General features: G+C 64.1%; 13 protein-coding genes. 2 read left to right on the top strand and 11 right to left on the bottom strand.

Translation table 11 applies throughout. The features are described from left to right. Positions 1-10: 10 nt before the first annotated feature. The 4 genes from AACH55_RS07130 to AACH55_RS07115 all read right to left on the bottom strand — a co-directional run bounded on the left by AACH55_RS07130 (position 11) and on the right by AACH55_RS07115 (position 8,885). Positions 11-3,247, bottom strand: a complete 3,237-nt coding sequence (locus tag AACH55_RS07130; protein WP_338718749.1) for an efflux RND transporter permease subunit — start codon at positions 3,245-3,247, stop codon at positions 11-13. Positions 3,248-3,259: 12 nt separating this feature from the next. Further along, positions 3,260-6,409 carry an MdtB/MuxB family multidrug efflux RND transporter permease subunit gene (locus tag AACH55_RS07125; RefSeq protein ID WP_338718748.1) on the bottom strand — a complete coding sequence of 1,050 codons (3,150 nt, stop codon included), beginning with the start codon at positions 6,407-6,409 and terminating at the stop codon, positions 3,260-3,262. A gap of 24 nt (positions 6,410-6,433) precedes the next feature. Further along, the gene (locus tag AACH55_RS07120; RefSeq protein WP_338718747.1) at positions 6,434-7,969 is read right to left on the bottom strand and encodes an MdtA/MuxA family multidrug efflux RND transporter periplasmic adaptor subunit; all 1,536 of its coding nucleotides are present in this window, start codon (positions 7,967-7,969) and stop codon (positions 6,434-6,436) included. Between the two features lie 367 nt (positions 7,970-8,336). After that, entirely contained in the window at positions 8,337-8,885 is a 549-nt protein-coding gene (locus tag AACH55_RS07115; RefSeq protein WP_338718746.1) for a Spy/CpxP family protein refolding chaperone, read from the bottom strand. A gap of 240 nt (positions 8,886-9,125) precedes the next feature. Here AACH55_RS07115 and AACH55_RS07110 point away from each other — a divergent pair, with 240 nt between their 5' ends. Beyond that, a complete protein-coding gene (locus tag AACH55_RS07110; protein ID WP_338718745.1) occupies positions 9,126-9,863 on the top strand; it encodes a response regulator in 738 nt (245 codons plus the stop codon). After that, positions 9,860-11,245 carry an ATP-binding protein gene (locus AACH55_RS07105; RefSeq protein ID WP_338718744.1) on the top strand — a complete coding sequence of 462 codons (1,386 nt, stop codon included), beginning with the start codon at positions 9,860-9,862 and terminating at the stop codon, positions 11,243-11,245. The genes AACH55_RS07110 and AACH55_RS07105 overlap by 4 nt, the downstream gene beginning before the upstream one ends. 79 nt (positions 11,246-11,324) lie before the next feature. Here the strand turns inward: AACH55_RS07105 and trpS are convergent, their stop codons facing one another. From trpS to AACH55_RS07070, 7 genes are all read right to left on the bottom strand, one after another. Further along, positions 11,325-12,359, bottom strand: a complete 1,035-nt coding sequence (gene trpS / locus AACH55_RS07100) for a tryptophan--tRNA ligase (protein ID WP_338718743.1) — start codon at positions 12,357-12,359, stop codon at positions 11,325-11,327. 257 nt (positions 12,360-12,616) lie between these two features. Further along, positions 12,617-13,177: a glycine zipper family protein gene (locus tag AACH55_RS07095; RefSeq protein ID WP_338718742.1), complete on the bottom strand. Its 561-nt coding sequence runs from the start codon at positions 13,175-13,177 to the stop codon at positions 12,617-12,619. Positions 13,178-13,263: 86 nt separating this feature from the next. Next, the gene (locus tag AACH55_RS07090) at positions 13,264-13,608 is read right to left on the bottom strand and encodes a hypothetical protein (protein WP_338718741.1); all 345 of its coding nucleotides are present in this window, start codon (positions 13,606-13,608) and stop codon (positions 13,264-13,266) included. 368 nt (positions 13,609-13,976) lie between these two features. Continuing rightward, on the bottom strand, positions 13,977-15,365 hold the full coding sequence (gene fumC, locus AACH55_RS07085; protein WP_338718740.1) for a class II fumarate hydratase: 1,389 nt from the start codon (positions 15,363-15,365) through the stop codon (positions 13,977-13,979). A 229-nt stretch (positions 15,366-15,594) separates the two neighbouring features. Continuing rightward, positions 15,595-15,945: a DUF3579 domain-containing protein gene (locus AACH55_RS07080; RefSeq protein WP_338718739.1), complete on the bottom strand. Its 351-nt coding sequence runs from the start codon at positions 15,943-15,945 to the stop codon at positions 15,595-15,597. Positions 15,946-16,247: 302 nt separating this feature from the next. Further along, on the bottom strand, positions 16,248-17,207 hold the full coding sequence (locus AACH55_RS07075) for a CobD/CbiB family protein (protein WP_338718738.1): 960 nt from the start codon (positions 17,205-17,207) through the stop codon (positions 16,248-16,250). A gap of 163 nt (positions 17,208-17,370) precedes the next feature. After that, a complete protein-coding gene (locus AACH55_RS07070) occupies positions 17,371-18,042 on the bottom strand; it encodes a CoA pyrophosphatase (RefSeq protein ID WP_338718737.1) in 672 nt (223 codons plus the stop codon). Between the last annotated feature and the right edge of the window lie 28 nt (positions 18,043-18,070).

Genomic DNA, 18,070 nt, shown 5'->3' with positions numbered 1-18,070 from the left:
GGCGGCAGCCTCAGGCCGCCGAGGTTTCTGTCTTGTTCTTGCGGCCGAAGCGGCGGCGGCCCCAGGCACTCAGGCGTTCCATGTACAGGTACACCACCGGGGTCGTATAGAGCGTGAGCAGCTGGCTCACCACCAGCCCGCCGACGATAGCGATACCCAGCGGCTGGCGCAGTTCGGCACCATCGCCGTGGCCGATGGCCAGCGGGATCGCGCCCAGGAGCGCCGCCATGGTGGTCATCATGATCGGGCGGAAGCGCAGCTTGCAGGCCTCGAAGATGGCGTCACGCGGCGACAGCCCGCGATTGCGTTCGGCATCGATGGCGAAGTCCACCATCATGATGGCGTTCTTCTTGACGATGCCGATCAGCAGGATCACGCCGATCAGCGCAATGAGGCTGAAGTCGGTGCCCGTCACCATCAGCGCCAGCAGCGCCCCCACGCCCGCCGAGGGCAGCGTGGAGATGATGGTGATGGGATGGATCAGGCTTTCGTAGAGAATGCCCAGCACGATGTAGACCGCCAGCAAGGCCGTGAGGATCAGGATGGGCTGGCTGGAGCTGGAGGACTGGAAGGCATTGGCCGTGCCCGCAAACGTACCCAGCACGCTGGTGGGCACGCCCAGCTGCGCCATGGCACGGTCGATGGCGGCGGTGGCCTGCGACAGCGACACGCCCTCGGCCAGATTGAAGGACAGCGTGGAGGCCACGAACTGGCCTTCATGGCTGACCGACAAGGCCGTCGTGGTCGGCTCGAAGCGCGAGAATGCCGCCAGCGGAATCTGGCGCGAGGCTGCCGTGGAGATGGTCTGGGCCAGCCCGGTGTTGGCATTCAACTTGCCCGAAGCCGACAGCGCCGGCGGTGTCGAGAGGCTGGAGGTGGTCGGCGAGAGGTTGGAGGAACCGGCCAGGCTGACATAGGTATCGCGCAGGGTCTCCGGACTCTGCCAGTATTGCGGCGCGGCCTCCATGACCACGTGGTACTGGTTCATGCCGCTGTAGATGGTGGAAATCTGGCGCTGGCCGAACAGGTCCGACAGGGTGGAGTCGATCAACTGCGGCGTGACGCCTGCGCGCATGGCGGTTTCGCGGTCGATGGTCAGCGTGGTCTGCAGGCCGTTGTCCTGCTGGTCGGTGCTGATGTCTTCCAGCTCCTTGAGGTTGGACAGGGCCAGGCGGATCTTCGGCTCCCAGATGCGTAAGAGGCCCACATCGTCGGATTTGAGCGAGTATTCATATTGCGAATCACTCTGGCGCGCACCGATGCGGATGTCCTGCACCGGTACCAGGAACACCCGCGCACCGGCGACTTTGGCGGTCTTGATGCGCAGCCGCGCCACCACCTTGTCGGCGCTGTCTTTTCGTTCAGTCAGGGGTTTCAGCGTCACATACATGAAGCCGCCATTGCGCCGCTGCCCTCCCGTGAAGGCCACCACATCGGAGACGGCCGGATCGGCCTTGACGATATCGATGAACTCATTGAGCTTGGTGCGCATGGCCTGGAAGGAAATGGCCTGGTCGCCCCGGATGCCACCCACCAGCCGCCCGGTATCCTGCTGCGGGAAGAAGCCCTTGGGGATGGCCTTGTAGAGGTACACGTTCAGGGCGATGGTAGCCAAGAGGATCAGCATCATCAGGGGGGCGGCGCGCAGCGCCCAGGCCAGCGTACGTTCGTAGGCCAGCAGCATGTCCTCGAAGATGGCCGCGCTCTGGTCGGCGATCTTCTGCAGCCAGGGATGGCGGCGCTGGCGGCGCTTCTCGTCGGCCTCGGGATCATGGCGCAGCAGCTGCGCGCACATCATCGGCGTGGTGGTCAGCGACACCACCAGCGAGACCAGGATGGCCACCGACAGGGTGATGGCGAACTCGCGGAAGAGCCGCCCGACGATGCCCTCCATCATCAGGATGGGAATGAAGACGGCAATCAGCGAGATGCTCATCGACAGCACCGTGAAGCCCACTTCGCGCGCGCCCAGCAGCGCGGCCTTGTAGGGCTTCATGCCGGCCTCCATGTGGCGCGAGATGTTTTCCAGCACCACGATGGCATCATCGACCACGAAGCCGGTGGCAATGGTCAGCGCCATCAGCGAGAGATTGTCGAGGCTGAATCCGGCCAGGTACATGACGCCGAAGGTGCCGATCAGCGAGACCGGCACGGCCACCGCCGGGATCAGCGTGGCCCGCGCATTGCGCAGGAACAGGAACACCACCATGATCACCAGCGCCACCGAGAGCATCAGGGTGAACTCGGTTTCCTTCAACGAAGCGCGGATGGTCGGCGTGCGGTCCAGCACCACCTTCATGTCGATGGCGGCAGGAATCGATGCCTGCAACTGCGGCAGCAGTGCGCGCACGCTGTCCACCGTTTCGATGATGTTGGCCCCGGGCTGGCGGTTGATGATGATGAGCACCGAAGGCTTGCCGTTGGCAGAACCGGCATTGCGCACATCAGCCACCGAGTCGCGCACCTCGGCCACATCCTGCACCCGGACCGGCGTGCCGTTGCGATAGGCGACGATCAGCGGCGCATATTCTTCGGCGGTCTTGGCCTGGTCGTTGGCATAGATCTGCCAGTTGCGGCCATCATCTTCCAACAAACCCTTGGGGCGATTGGCATTGGTGGCGGCCACCGCCGTGCGCACGTCGGCGCTGCCGATGCCGTATTTATTGAGGGCCGTGGGGTTCAACTCGATGCGCACCGCCGGCTGCGAACTGCCGCCCACGCTCACCTGCCCCACCCCGCGCACCTGCGAGAGTTTCTGCGCCACGATGCTGTCGGCGGCGTCGTACATCTGGCCCTGGGTCATGGTGTCGGACGTCATGGCCAGGATCAGGATGGGGGCATCGGCCGGATTGACCTTGCGATAGGTCGGATTGCTCGGCATGCCGGTGGGCAGCAGGTTGCGCGCCGCATTGAGCGCGGCCTGCACGTCGCGGGCGGCGCCATCGATGTCGCGGCTCAGGTCGAACTGCAGGGTGATGCGGGTGGAGTTCTGCGAGCTGGTCGAGGTCATCTCGGTCACGCCCGCGATCGCCCCCATGGCGCGTTCCAGCGGGGTGGCCACAGTGGCCGCCATGGTCTCCGGGCTGGCCCCGGGCAGCGAGGCCGAGATCGAGATGGTCGGATAATCCACCTGCGGCAGCGGCGAGACCGGCAGCAGGCGGAACGCCACCATGCCGGCCAGCGCAATGCCGATAGTCAACAGCGTGGTCGCGATAGGACGCTGGATGAAGGGAAGCGAGATATTCATGCGCGCATCCGCTTACACCGCCGGCGGCAGCGTGGCCGGCTTGCCGTCATCGTCATCCTCGCCGCCATGGCCCGGCGCGCGTTGCCCGAAGCGCGCGCGCAGGCGACGGCCCAGACTGTCGAAGGCGAGATAGATCACCGGCGTGGTGAACAGCGTGAGCACCTGCGACACCAGCAAACCACCCACCATGGTGATGCCCAGCGGCTGGCGCAGTTCCGAACCGACACCGGTGCCCAGCATCAGCGGCAGCGCACCCAGCAGTGCCGCCATGGTGGTCATCAGGATGGGACGGAAGCGCAGCAGGCAAGCCTGGTAGATCGCCTCGCGCGGGCTCTTGCCCTGGTGACGTTCAGCTTCCAGCGCGAAGTCGATCATCATGATGGCGTTCTTCTTGACGATGCCGATCAGGAGGATGATGCCGATGATGCCGATGATGCCGAGATCGGTCTCCGAGATCATCAGCGACAGCAGCGCACCCACACCCGCCGAGGGCAAGGTGGAGAGGATGGTGATGGGATGGATGTAGCTCTCGTAGAGCACGCCCAGCACGATGTACATGGTGACGATGGCCGCCAGGATCAGCCACAGCGTATTGGACAGCGAAGCCTGGAAGGCCAGTGCCGCGCCCTGGAAATTGGTGACGGTGGAGTCGGGCATGCCGATCTCGTCTTCAGCGGCCTTGATGGCCTTGACCGCCTCGCCCAGCGATGCGCCCTTGGCCAGGTTGAAGGAGACGGTGGCCGCCGGGAACTGGCCGATGTGGTTCACCACCAGCGGGGCCGTACGTTCGGTGACGGTGGCAATCGAGGACAGCGGTACCTTGCCACCAGCCGAGGTGACCAGGAAGATGCTGTCCAGCGCCTGCGGGCCGCGCTGGAATTCCGGCTTGACCTCCATCACCACGCGATACAGGTTCGATTGCGTGTAGATGGTAGAGATGAGGCGCTGGCCGAAGGCGTTGTAGAGCGCATTGTCGATGGCGGCCGTGGTAATGCCCAGCCGTGAAGCGGCATTGCGGTCGATCTCGATGTAGGCCTGCAAACCCTGGTCCTGCAGGTTGGTGGCCACATCAGCCAGTTGCGGCACCTGCTGCAGGCGCGCGATCAGCTTGGGCACCCAGGTGCTCAGGGTGGTCGGGTCGGCGTCTTCCAGCGTGAACTGGTATTGCGTGCGCGAGACGCTATCCTCGATGGTCAGATCCTGCACCGGCTGCATGTAGAGCGTCACGCCCGGCACCTGCTGCGCCAGCTTGGGCTGCAGGCGGCGGATCACGTCGGAAGCCGAGATGTCGCGCTCCTCGTGCGGCTTCAAGTTGATGAGCATGCGACCGCTGTTGAGCGTAGCGTTGGTACCATCCACGCCGATGAAGGAGGACAGGCTTTCCACCGCCGGATCTTCCAGCACCACCTTGGCCAGTTGCTGCTGCTTCTCGCCCATGGCACCGAAGGAGATCGATTGCGTGGCCTCCGAGATGCCCTGGATCACGCCCGTATCCTGCAGCGGGAAGAAACCCTTGGGCACGAACACGTACAGCAGCACGGTCAGGCCCAGCGTAGCGACTGCCACCAGCAGCGTCAGCTTCTGGCGTTGCAACACCCACTCCAGCATCACGCCATAGCGCGCAATGATGCGGTCGAAGAAGACCTGGCTTTTGTGATAGAACCAGCCCTGCTGTTCTTCCGGCTGGTGGCGCAACAGGCGTGCGCACATCATCGGGGTGAGGGTCAGCGAGACCACTGCCGAGATCAGGATCGACACCGCCAGCGTCACCGCGAATTCATGGAACAGGCGGCCCACCACATCGCCCATGAAGAGCAGCGGGATCAGCACGGCAATGAGCGAGAAGGTCAGCGAGATGATGGTGAAGCCGATCTGCTCGGCCCCCTTCAGGGCCGCCTGCATGGGCTTCATGCCCTCTTCGATGTAGCGCGAGATGTTCTCGATCATCACGATGGCATCGTCGACCACGAAGCCGGTGGCAATGGTCAGCGCCATGAGCGTGAGATTGTTGATCGAAAAGCCCGCCAGGTACATCACCGCAAAGGTGCCCACCAGCGACAGCGGCACCGCCACGCTGGGGATGATGGTGGCCGGCACATTGCGCAGGAACACGAAGATCACCATCACCACCAGCGCCACCGAGAGCAGCAGCTCGAATTTCACATCCGCCACCGAGGCGCGGATGGTGGTGGTGCGGTCGGTCAGGATGTGGACATCGATGGCGCCCGGCAGGCTGGCCTGCAACTGCGGGAGGATCTTCTTGATACTGTCGACGACCGCAATCACGTTGGCACCCGGCTGGCGCTGGATGTTCACGATCACGGCCGGCTGCTGGTTGGCCCAGGCGCCCAGGCGCACGTTTTCTGCGCCATCGATCACATCGGCCACATCCGAGACGCGAATCGGCGCGCCGTTCTTGTAGGCGATGATGAGGTTGCGGTATTCATCGGCCGAACGCAGCTGGTCATTGGCATCGATGGTGGAGGCGCGCGTGGGGCCGTCGAAACTGCCCTTGGCCTGGTTGACGTTGGCGTTACCGATGGCGGTGCGCACGTCATCCAGGTTCAGACCCAGCGCGGCCACCGCACGCGGATTCAACTGCATGCGCACGGCCGGACGCTGGCCGCCCGACAGGCTCACCAGACCGACGCCGGACAATTGCGAAATCTTTTGCGCCAGGCGGGTATCGATCAGGTCCTGCACCTTGGGTAGCGGAATGGTCTTGGAGGTGACCGCCAGCGTGATGATGGGCGTATCGGCCGGATTGACCTTGCTGTAGACCGGCGGCATCGGCAGGTCCGAGGGCAGCAGGTTGCTGCCGGCGTTGATGGCGGCCTGCACTTCCTGCTCGGCCACGTCCAGGCTGAGATCGAGATTGAATTGCAGCGTGATCACCGAAGCCCCGCCGGAGCTGGTGGAGGACATCTGCTTCAGGCCCGGCATCTGGCCGAACTGCCGTTCCAGGGGCGCGGTGACCGAGGAGGTCATCACGTCCGGGCTGGCACCGGGATAGAGCGTGACCACCTGGATGGTCGGGTAATCGACTTCGGGCAGGGCCGACAGCGGCAGGAGCCGGTAGGCGACGATGCCCACCAGCAGGATCGCCAGCATCAGCAAGGATGTGGCGACCGGCCGCAGGATGAACTGGCGCGAGGGATTCATGCGTGAGCCTTGTGCTGATTGCGCTTACTTGGCGCCATTGGCGTTGCCTGCATTGTTGGCGCCGGCTTCGCGCTGGCGACGCAGCTCCATCATTTTCTGACGGCGCTGGTCTTCGGGCAGCTTCTTGATCTCTTCGCCGAATTCACCGGCGTCGATGCGCTTGTTGATCTCGGCCCAGCGCTTCTGGCGTTCTTCCGGGCTCATGTTGCCCTGGCCGCCCTGCCCGGCCTCGCCACCCTGGTTGCGCTTGCCATGACGGCGCGCATCCGGGTTCTCGGTGGTGAGCTTGTTGGCCGGATCATCGGCGCCGCCACGGGTCACCGCTTCCACCTTGGCCCCTTCGCGCAGGCGGTCGATGCCATCGATGACCACGGTTTCACCCGCCGCGATGCCATCGGTGATGACGGTCACGTCATCCTGCACCGTACCGGTCTTGACCGGGCGCACGGTGACGGTGTTGTCTTCCTTGACCACATACACGAACAAGCCCTTGGCACCGCGCTGGATGGCGGCCGTCGGGATGACGGTGGCCCCCTCGTCGGTCTTGAGCTGCAGGCGGATGTTGACGAACTGGCTGGGGAAGAGCGCGTAATCGGTATTGGGGAACTGGGCCTTGAGCTTGACGGTGCCGGTGGTGGAATCGACCACGTTGTCGATAGTCAGCAGCACGCCATCGGCCAGTTTCTTCTTCTGCTCACGGTCCCAGGCCTGGGCCGGCAGCTTGCGGCCGCTCTGCAGTTGCTGCAAGACCTTGGGGATATTGTCTTCGGGGATGCTGAAGATGGCCGTAATCGGCTGCAGCTGGGTGATGATGACCAGGCCGTTGGTATCGCTCGTGGTGACGTTGTTGCCCACGTCGGCCTGGCGCAGGCCCAGGCGGCCGCTGATGGGTGCGGTCACGCGGGTGAACGACAACTGCAGGCGGGCGCTGTCGACGCTGCCTTCATCGGCCTTGACGGTGCCTTCATACTGCTTGACCAGGGCGGCCTGGGTATCGACCTGCTGGCTGGCAATCGAGTCCTGCGCCAGCAGGGTCTGGTAACGCTTCAAGTCCAGGCGCGCCGAGGCGAGCAAGGCGCGGTCGCGCGCCAGTTGCCCTTCAGCCTGGGTCAGCGCGGCCTGCAGCGAGCGCGGATCGATCTCGGCCAGCAGATCGCCGGCCTTGACCACCTGGCCTTCCTTGTAATGCAGCTTCATCAGTTGCCCATCGACGCGGGCACGCACGGTCGCCGTGGCCGTCGGGGTCACCGACCCCAGGCCATTGAGGAACACGTCCACGTTCTGCACCTGGGCCTTGGCGACGCCCACCGGCATGGTCTGGCCAGCGAAGGCGCCCGGGCCGGGACGACGTGCGCCGGGACCGCCGGGGCCGGGGCGTCCGCCCGGGCCGCCCATGGCTGCCATCTGTTCCTGTTCGGCCTTCTTCTTGGACCACCAGTGGTAGCCGCCCCCGGCCGCCAGTGCCGCCACCAGCCCCCAGAACCACCAGCGGCGCAGGATGCTCCCACGGGAGGATACGTTGGAAGAAGAAGGCTGGTGGGGATTGGGTGTATTTGTCATGTCAGGAAAATCAGTGGACCGATCACATCATCACGTAAGGCGGGCCGCCACCATGGCGACCTCGCCGGAATTTTTCTGCCTGCGGCCCTCTCGGGCTTGATTCGCCATGCCGGTGCCGGTCGGCCGCTATTGTCTCCGATCAGGCTTACATCTTTGCAACATCGTTGCTGCCTGGCCCGAATCCGGGCTGGCACGCAGTGTACCCAGCTATTGCTCCGCGTGCACGCGTGTAAAAAGTCGCCGAAGGACAAACAAGAACAGCCTTGCGCAAAGCGCGCAAGGCTGTCGGGTGGAACCGTCCGATGCGCCGGCCTCAGTCGCGCATCAGTCGCGCGCCGGCGCAGGAGCGGTACCTGCCTGGCCTGCCTTACTGGGCCGGCGCGGCATCCGCCGCAGGCTTGCCGTCACGCGGGGCGCCCTTGCGGCCGTCGTGGCGCATGTGCTCCATCATTTGATGGCGATGGCGTTCCATCCTGGCGTGCTCGGCGTCAAAGATCTTCTGCTGTTCCGGCGACAGGGTGGCGTAGAACTCCTTGGTGGCGGCGATGCGCTGCTCGGCGAAGGCTTCACGCTTGCGCATCATGTCGAGCTGCTTGTCCAGGCGTTCCGGGGTAGACAGCTTGGCCCATTCATCCTTGCTGGGACGGCCGGCCTGGTCGAACGGCACCGGCTTGGTCTTGTCGAGGAAGAGCTTCCAGGCGGCTTCCTGGGAGGCGGTGATCTTGAGCTTGTCGTGCAGCTCGGCCTGGTGCTTGGCGCGCATCTGCTCGAACCTGGCGATCTGTTCCGGGCTGGGCGAATGGCCCAGGGGGCCGCCCTGGCCGCCCGCAGGCATCTGGGCGAAGGCCGAGAGGGTCACGGCGCTGATGCTCACGGCGGCGATGCCGGCCAGGATACGGTTCTTGATAGTCAACATGGCTTGCTCCTTTCAGGGGGGTGGTGCTCTGTGATGCGTTGGGACAGCGACGTGCTGCCCTGGCACGGTTCCCATTAAACCGGCGGTGTGTATCCACGGTTTTTCTGCTGTGGCGTCATTTGTATCGTTTTGTATAGTCACTCGGGGGCGCAAGTATCGTTTTATTTCTACCCCGCTCCTTGTAAAGGCCCGATACAAATCCGCCCTGCACGGCCGGACAAGTTCGGCATAATGCGCAGCATGGATACAAATACTCACATCCTCGTCGTCGACGACGACCGCGACATCCGCACCCTGCTGGCCGAATATCTGGACAGCAACGGCCTGCGCACCCTGACCGCCACCAATGGCAGCGAGATGCGCCGCGTACTGGAAGAATCGCGGGTAGACCTGATCGTGCTGGACCTGACCCTGCCGGGCGAGGACGGGCTCACCCTCTGCCGCAACCTGCGCGCCACCTCCACCGTGCCGGTGATCATGCTGACCGCGCGCGGCGAGCCGCTGGACCGCATCCTGGGCCTGGAAATGGGCGCCGACGATTACCTGGCCAAGCCCTTCGAGCCGCGCGAACTGTTTGCCCGCATCCGCAGCGTCCTGCGCCGCACCCAGGCGCTGCCGCCCAACATGGTCCAGCCGGAAGTGGCCGCCATGCGCTTTGCCGGCTGGACCCTGGACCTGACCGCACGTCATCTGGTGAACAAGGATGGCGTGGTGGTGGCCCTCTCGGGGGCCGAGTTCCGGCTGCTCAAGGTCTTCCTCGACCATCCCAACCGCGTGCTCAACCGCGATCAGCTGCTGGAGCTGACCCAGGGCCGCGAGTCCGATCCCTTCGACCGTTCGGTGGATATCCAGATCAGCCGCCTGCGCCAGAAGCTGGGCGACGATGCGCGTACACCGACCATCATCAAGACCGTGCGCAACGAGGGTTACGTGCTGGCCACCGCCGTGACTGCAGAAGGCATGGGACGGCCGGCGTGAAGAATTTCCTTGGCTCCATCGGCAACCGCATCTTCTTCCTGCTGCTGGGCGGCATCGTGGTGGCGGTGCTGGTCACCAACTGGCTGGCCGACAACGAGCGCCGCAACACCTTGCGCGAACTGCGCTTCCAGCACCTGGCCGACCGCGTGGAGCAGATCGTGCAGGCGGTGGACGATATCCCGCCCGCGCAGCGCCCCATCGTATTGCAGGCGGCCGCCAACTTCGGTTTTGAAGCGCGCATGGTGGATGACATGAACGACGCCATCGGTCCCAATGCCAGCAACAGTCCTCTGGTCGACATGCTGCAGGCGCGCCTGGGTGAGGATCGCAAGGTCGCCGTGCAGCGCGAGAGCGAATGCCCGCCGTTGCGCAACGATGACGTCCGGGCGCCACGCCGTGAAACCTGCCGCGTCATCTACGTCAGCCTGCACGACCAGGCGCTCATGCGGCTGCGCCTGCACCAGCCGGGCGAGCCCCCGGTGCTGCGCGGACGCGGCGGCCACAGCGGACTGGGCAATCTGTTCGGCTTCCAGTACATCCTGCTGTTCCTGGTGTTGATCGCCATGCTGGCCTGGCTGGTGGCGCGCATGGCGACCCGCCCTATCCGCCAGCTGGCGCAGGCGGCCTCGCGCCTGGGCAGCGACATCGACCACGCGCCGCTGGCCGAGACCGGTCCCACCGAGATCCGCCAGGCGGCTCACGCCTTCAACGCCATGCAGGCGCGCATCCGCCGCCAGATCCAGCATCGCACCCATATGCTGGCGGCCATCACGCATGACTTGCAGACGCCGCTGACGCGTATGCGGCTGCGACTGGAAAAGGTCAGCGATGTCGCCCTGCAGCAGAAACTCATCGATGACCTGGGCGTGATGCACGGCATGGTGCGCGAGGGGCTGGATCTGGCGCGCAGCATGGATTCCTCCGAGAAGATCCAGGCGCTGGACATCGATTCCCTGCTCGACAGCGTGTGCGCCGATGCCGCCGACGCCGGTCAGGACGTTACGCTGGAAGGCAGCACCCGCGCCTTCGTACTGGCGCAGCCGGGCGCGCTGCGGCGCTGCCTGACCAACCTGATCGACAATGCCTGCAAATACGGCAAGTCGGCGCGCGTATGCGTCGCGCTGGAACAGCAGAAGATCGCCATCCGCATCCGCGACCAGGGGCCGGGCATTCCGGAGGCGGAGCTGGAGGCGGTCTTCGAGCCCTTCTATCGCCTGGAAGCCTCGCGCTCGCGCGATACCGGCGGGACCGGGCTGGGCCTGACCATTGCGCTCAATATCGCCGAAAATCACCACGGCCAGTTGCGCCTGCGCAACCTGCCCGAGGGCGGACTGGAAGTCCTGCTGGAACTGCCGCCGATGACGCCACCCAAAAATCGGTGAAAACCTTCACACAGATATGAAAAAACCGCCGCAAACCCGGATGGGATGCGGCGGTCTTCACATAGCGGGCAAAACCTCGTTAACCGAAGTAGTTCAGGCCCAGCGCGGCATTGACCTCAGCCATGGTCTGCGCCGCCACGGCGCTGGCGCGCTCGGTGCCGCGCTTGAGGATGGCCATCACTTCGCCGCGATCCTTGGCGAACTCTTCGCGGCGGGTGCGGATGGGTTCCAGCAGTTCTTGCAGGATGCCCTCCAGGCGGCGCTTGACCACGCTATCGCCCAGGCCGCCCCGGGTGTAGTGAGCCTTCAGTTCGGCCACGGCATCGCGGTCGGGATCGAAGGCGTCCAGGAAGGTAAAGACCACATTGCCCTCGACCTGGCCCGGATCATCCACACGCAGGTGGTTGGGATCGGTGTACATACGGTGCACGGCCTGCTTGATCTCGGCAGGTGTCGCGCCCAGGGCGATGGAGTTGCCCAGCGACTTGCTCATCTTGGCCTTGCCGTCGATGCCGGGCAGGCGGCCGGTTTCGGAGAGCACTTCCTTGCATTCGACCAGCACTTCGCGGTCCACGGTGGCGTTGAATTTGCGCACCAGTTCATTGGTCTGCTCGATCATCGGCAGCTGGTCGCTGCCCACCGGCACCAGCTGGCCCTTGAAGGCGGTGATGTCGGCGGCCTGGCTGACCGGATAGGTCAAAAAGCCGGCCGGAATATCGCGCTCGAAACCGCGCAGCCGGATCTCTTCCTTGATGGTGGGGTTGCGCTCCAGGCGCGAGACCGTCACCAGGTTCAGCAGCACCATCGACAGTTCATACAGCTCGCGTACCTGGGACTGGATGAAGATGGTGGACTTCTCGGGATCGATGCCTACGGCCAGGTAGTCCAGCGCCACTTCGAGCACGTTGTCGGTGACCTTCTGGTGGCGGCCCACATTGTCGGTCATGGCCTGGGTATCGGCCAGCAGCAGGAACTGGCGGGAGCTTTCCTGCAGTGCCACGCGCGACTTGAGCGAGCCGATGTAGTGGCCCAGGTGCAGCGGGCCGGTAGGACGGTCGCCGGTGAGGACGACGGGCAAGGTGGAGGGGGTGGTACTCGATGCGTTCGAAGGCATGGTCATTCCTGTCGTTAATCTCTGGAATGCCGCCGGTCCGAAGCTGAAGAAACAATGCCGCCGGAACCGGCGGCATCATGGTCACATGGTCAAGCTGTGTGAAAACGGGCCGCCTCGTTCAGGCGCGCCACCAATGCTGGGTTTTCGCAAGTTGATCTTTTAGGAAAAGCATGGCGGCGAGTATAGCACCGGGAGCCGGCCATGTTGCGTCGCATAATGAAAAACCGCCTTCGCAAAGACGGTTTTTGTGCGTGCGCTCAATAGGCGCCCGGAGGCGGACCGTAATACACCGGCGGCGGGCCGTAGTAGCCCGGGGGCGGCGGCGGTGCATAGTAGCGCGGGCGATAGGTATAGACGGTGGTGGTCTCCACCACCGGCTGCTGGACCTGGTTACCCTTGCTGACCATGCACTGGGTGTAGGTCATGTCGTAGCGCTGCTGCATCGAGTAGTTGCCACCGGCTGCCGCGTTGCTGCCGGCGGCACTGCCCACCAGCAAGCCGCCCCCGGCACCGATGGCCGCACCCGCCCCGGCATTGCCCGAGGCGGCACCGATGAGGGCGCCGGCCACGGCACCGACGGCGGTGCCGACGGCTGCGCTGTTGGCGGCATTGTTCTGGGTCTGCGCGGCCTGGCCGCCGATGGCGTCCTGGGCGTATTGCTGGCATTGCTGCTGGTCGGCGCGGAACTGCTCGTAGGTCTTGTCCTTGCCCGGCATGGCCATGACCGACGGGCCGGTCGGCACACTCACGCATCCGCCCAGCGCCAGCATGGCGCCCAGGGCAGAAACGGTGGCTACGGTCTTGTAGAGGGGTTTCACGATGTTTCCTTTATCGGCTGATATCGATGCTGACAGGCCAGACCGCCTGGCACTGCGGCAGGCAGGCCCGCAGGCCCGGATGCGTCTTATTGCGGCGGGGTGCCACCCGGCACGCCCGGGGTATTGGGCACCACCTTCATCCAGGGGCTGGGGCAATTCTGGACATAGGGGTAATAGGACTTCGTGTCAGAACAGTAGTACCAGTACTCCTGGCGCTGCGGCTCGACGTAGACCGGCGCCGGCACACGCTCCACGTAGACCGGGGGCGGGTAATAGACCGGCGGCGGATAGTAGACCGGGGGTGGTACCCACACCGGACCGCCGATGACCACGCCACCATAGAAGCGTCCATGCGCATAAGCTGATGCGCTGGCGACCAGGCCGGCTACCGCCAGCATGCCGCACAGGCCAATTGCCGCTAGTTTTTTCATGTTGTTGCCTTTGGGTGTGTCTCAGTATGTCTGGAATGCTCTTCCGGGCGCCTCGTGGCCGCCTTCCCCAGGCGGACCACATTGGCCGGAAAACCTTGCCGGATGCGGTTCAGACGCATCTGGTGCATGAAAACAATATACGCGCGGGCCACGTTGAAATCTTGAGATGTTTCAATTCGTAACCCTAATCAATAGAGATATACATGGGGTTGAAAAGGCTTTGCAGTCAGCGGCTTGCCGTGACAATCAGAAGCCTCCGACCGGCGCGCCATCAAAACAAAAACGGCCTTTTTCAAGGCCGTTCATGTCGCAGTCCCGGGTAGCTCAGGGCCTCCAGCGCCCCTGCGACCAGGAAACGATAGCGCGGATCAACCCGGCCGCGTCATCTGCTCCGGCTTGATCCACTCGGCGAATTGCGCTTCGGTGACATACCCCAGGGACAGCGCTGCCTGCTTGAGCGTGGTGCCGTCATGATGCGCCTGCTTGGCAATCTTGGCCGCCTTGTCATAGCCGATGTGCGGGGCCAGAGCGGTCACCAGCATGAGCGACTTTTCCATCAGTTCGCCGATGCGGCTGTGGTTGGCTTCGATACCACGTGCGCAGTGCTCCTCGAAGCTGGCCATGCCATCGCCCAGCAGGCGCACGCTCTGCAGGAAGTTGTGGATGATCACCGGCTTGAAGACGTTGAGCTCGAAGTTGCCGCTGGCGCCGCCGATGTTGAGCGCTACGTCGTTGCCGAACACCTGGGCGCACAGCATGGTCATGGCTTCGCACTGGGTCGGGTTGACCTTGCCGGGCATGATGGAGCTGCCCGGTTCGTTCTCGGGAATGGTGATCTCGCCCAGGCCGGAGCGCGGACCGGACGCCAGCCAGCGCACGTCATTGGCAATCTTCATCATGGCCGCCGCCAGGGTCTTCAGGCCGCCGTGCGCAGCCACCAGGGCATCATGCCCGGCCAGCGCGGCAAACTTGTTGGGTGCGGTCTTGAAGGGGAAACCGAAATACGTGGCCAGCTCGGCAGCGACGCGCTCGCCGAATTCGGGATGGGCATTCAGGCCCGTGCCTACTGCCGTACCGCCGGCAGCCAGTTCGGAGATGGCATTCAAGGTGGCGATGATGGCCGATTCGGCATGGTCCAGCTGGGCCACGTAGCCGGAGAATTCCTGGCCCAGGGTCAGCGGGGTGGCATCCTGCAGGTGGGTGCGGCCGATCTTGACGATATCGGCAAACTGCGCGGACTTCTCGGCCAGCGTGGCGCGCAGGGTATGCAGCGAGGGAATCAGGTGCGTGGCCACGGCCATGCAGGCCGCCACGTGCATGGCGGTGGGGAAGATGTCGTTGGAGGACTGGCCGCGGTTGACGTCATCATTGGGGTGGATCAGACGGTCCTCGCCGCGCACGCCGCCCAGCAGTTCCGAGGCGCGGTTGGCCAGCACCTCGTTCATGTTCATGTTGCTCTGGGTGCCGGAACCGGTCTGCCAGACCGACAGCGGAAACTCCAGCGGATGCTTGCCGGCGATGACCTCATCGGCCGCGGCGATGATGGCCTCGGCCTTCTTGCCGTCCAGCTTGCCGAGGTCGCGGTTGACCGCCGCACAGGCTCGCTTGACCGCCGCCAGGGCCACGATCAGCTCGGCCGGCATGCGTTCGGTGGAAATATGGAAGTGGTGCAGCGAACGTTCGGTCTGCGCGCCCCACAGGCGGTCGGCCGGGACTTCGATCAGGCCAAAGGTGTCGCGCTCCATGCGGTGGTTCATGATGCTGGTTCTCCGTGAGATGAGGGCTGAGGGCCGCAGGCGGCCCGGTGATCCCGTGAGACTCTGGCGGAAGCAGACGGCTGAGTCAGCGACGAGACCGGAAATGAAACGTCTAGTGTAGCTGCTGGCGCGGCTGCCCGCAGGCGGGGCGGCATGAAGCTGGCGGGGATTTGCGGCAATGATGCAAACTGACCGGGGCGGCGTAGGCCGCATCGGTCACGGTATGGCCTTAGCCGGCCTTGTTGTCCTTGGGCGGATCAGGCAGCACACAGGCTTCGATCACCTGCAGGTCGTTGTCCTTGGCGAAGTTGACCACGAAGTGATAGGCCAGCGGCTCCAGCTCGCGCAGGGCTTCGTTGACCACCACCGAGCGCACCCCGTCGATGTGGGTGGGCAGCACGTAGGGAGAATATTTCAGGTGTGCATTGCGACCGCCACTGCCTTCAGGACGGAAGCACGACATCACGCCGCACAGGCGCTCCGCCCAGTCGCTGGGGCGGAACTGCCGGCCATCCGAGGTCTTGCCGAGGATGATGAATTCTTTGGCCGGTGCGTTTGCGGGTTTGATGGGATCAGCCATACATGCAGTTCTTCTAAAGCGCTTGCAACCGAATGCCCTTGTCCTGGTGGGACCGGAGCCCTGGAGTCCGCGGTGCCTGGGCGATCCACTGCCTGGGTGCCTGCGGTACTGAGTATTATATCTTATAGAAGACTTGGCTTCTACCGGTCTCCCCGCTTGCCACCGATGATGTTGCCGGTGTTCATTGCTCCGGAAACATGATGGTCTTGTCAGACAAAGCCGGAAGTATACCGGGTTGGCGAGAAACGCGTTCCCAAAAACAAAGCGGGCCTGAGCCCGCTTCTTGAAAGACCGTAACTGGCCTAGCCCATCCAGACCGCCACCGACAGCAGCAGCAACAGGAACATCCACAGCAGCAAGGCGCGCCAGACCAGGCCCACGGTGCTTTGCAGGGTGCGTGGCGAGGGCGTGTCGCCGGGCAGGCCGTCGGTTTCCTCGGGCATGGAGTCCACCGTGGCAGCATCGGCGGGCAGGATGATGCCGGCAGCGGCCTCTTTCTCGGTGCCGAAGCGCACGCCCATGGCACCGCCACCGGCTGCCAGGATGATGCCGGCGGCCTCGTCTTCCCAGCGGTCGGCGAAGTTGCGCCAGGCGTAGATGGCGTCCTCGAAGTTGCCCACCACGGCAAAGGCGGCGCCGGTCAGGCGGGCCGGAATCCAGTCGATCCAGTAGAAGGCCTGGGCGGCAAAGCGGCCGAAGGCTTCGAACTTCATGTGATCCGGCTCGTTCCAGGCACGCGCCAGATATTCGGCGACGCGGTACATCACCGCCAGCGCCGGGCCGACCGGCATCAGGAACCAGAAGAACACGCCAAACACGTGGCGATGCGTGGTGATGAGCGCGCGCTCGGAGGCGATGCGCGAGATCTCGCTCACATCCATGCCAGCCGTATCCTGGTGGGTCCATTCGGCCAGCAGGGTGCGCGCGGTCATCTCGTCGCCACTATTGAGGGCCAGCTGGATGGAAGTGAAGTAATGGCTGTAATGGCGGAAGCCCAGGGTCATGTAGACCACCAGCACGTTCCAGGCGAAGGCCGCCACCAGGCTCACGTGCAGCAGCAGCCAGTAGACCAGCGCCACCGGCACCGTCAAAGCGCCCACCATCACCACCCAGCCCAGGCGGCCATGATGCACCTGCCCGGCATTGAACCAGCCCTCAATCGTGGCCGCCAAAGACTTGATCGACGCATACACCGGATTGTCTGCGCGCAGTGGTTTGAGTTGTTCGATTAACAGCGCAAAGAGAATGGAAAGAAATGTCATCAAGCAGCCTTAGGGGTCTCTATAGGCCGTACGATAGCGCAGTGCAAGATGGGAATCAAACAATTGATTCGCTGACCAGAATCCAGCACGCCATGTCACGGACTTTTACTTATTTGTACACTGGCAGCGACATTGCGTCGCTGTCGCGCGACATATTGCCCTGTCAGCTACGCAGGAAGTGGAACAGGTTGCGCAGCATGCCAGCGGTGGCGCCCCAGATGAAATAACGTTCATAGGGCATGGTGTAGAAGCTGCGCCGGCCCACCGGAGCGGGCAGCTCGACCGAGCGGCGCTGATGGTTCACGCCATCCATCAGGAAAGCCAGCGGTACCTCGAAGATCTCCGCCACTTCGCGCGGATCGCCCACGGCCTCGAAGGGGGGCTGGATCAATCCGGCCACGGGGGTGACGCGATAGCCGGTGCCGGTGAAGTAATCGGGGAGCGAACCGATGACCTCGATGTGATGTCGCGCCAGGCCGATCTCCTCTTCGGTCTCGCGCAGGGCGGTCTCGATGGCGGAGCCGTCATAGTCTTCCCGGCGACCGCCGGGGAAGCTGATCTGTCCAGCATGATCCTTCAGGTCGGCAGTGCGCTGAGTGAACAGAACCGTCATACCTTCGTCCCGCAGCACGATCGGAATCAGCACCGAAGCCAGCCGGAAGCGCCCCTTGGACTCGGCCAGGCGCGCCATCTGGTCGCCGCTGTGTTCGGGTTCCCAGCGCGGCGGATCGGCAAAGCGCTGACGCAGCCAGTCGGCATTCAGACGCGCCGCGTCCAGTGCGCTTTCACCGGCGACGGCATCCACAGGCAGATTGACGGGATCGAAACTGGCCACGTTGTGCTCGCTTGATCGTTAAGTTGGC

It is taken from the genome of Herbaspirillum sp. DW155 (assembly GCF_037076565.1).
Taxonomy (GTDB): domain Bacteria; phylum Pseudomonadota; class Gammaproteobacteria; order Burkholderiales; family Burkholderiaceae_D; genus Herbaspirillum.
This window is presented reverse-complemented; position numbering and strand designations above follow the sequence as displayed.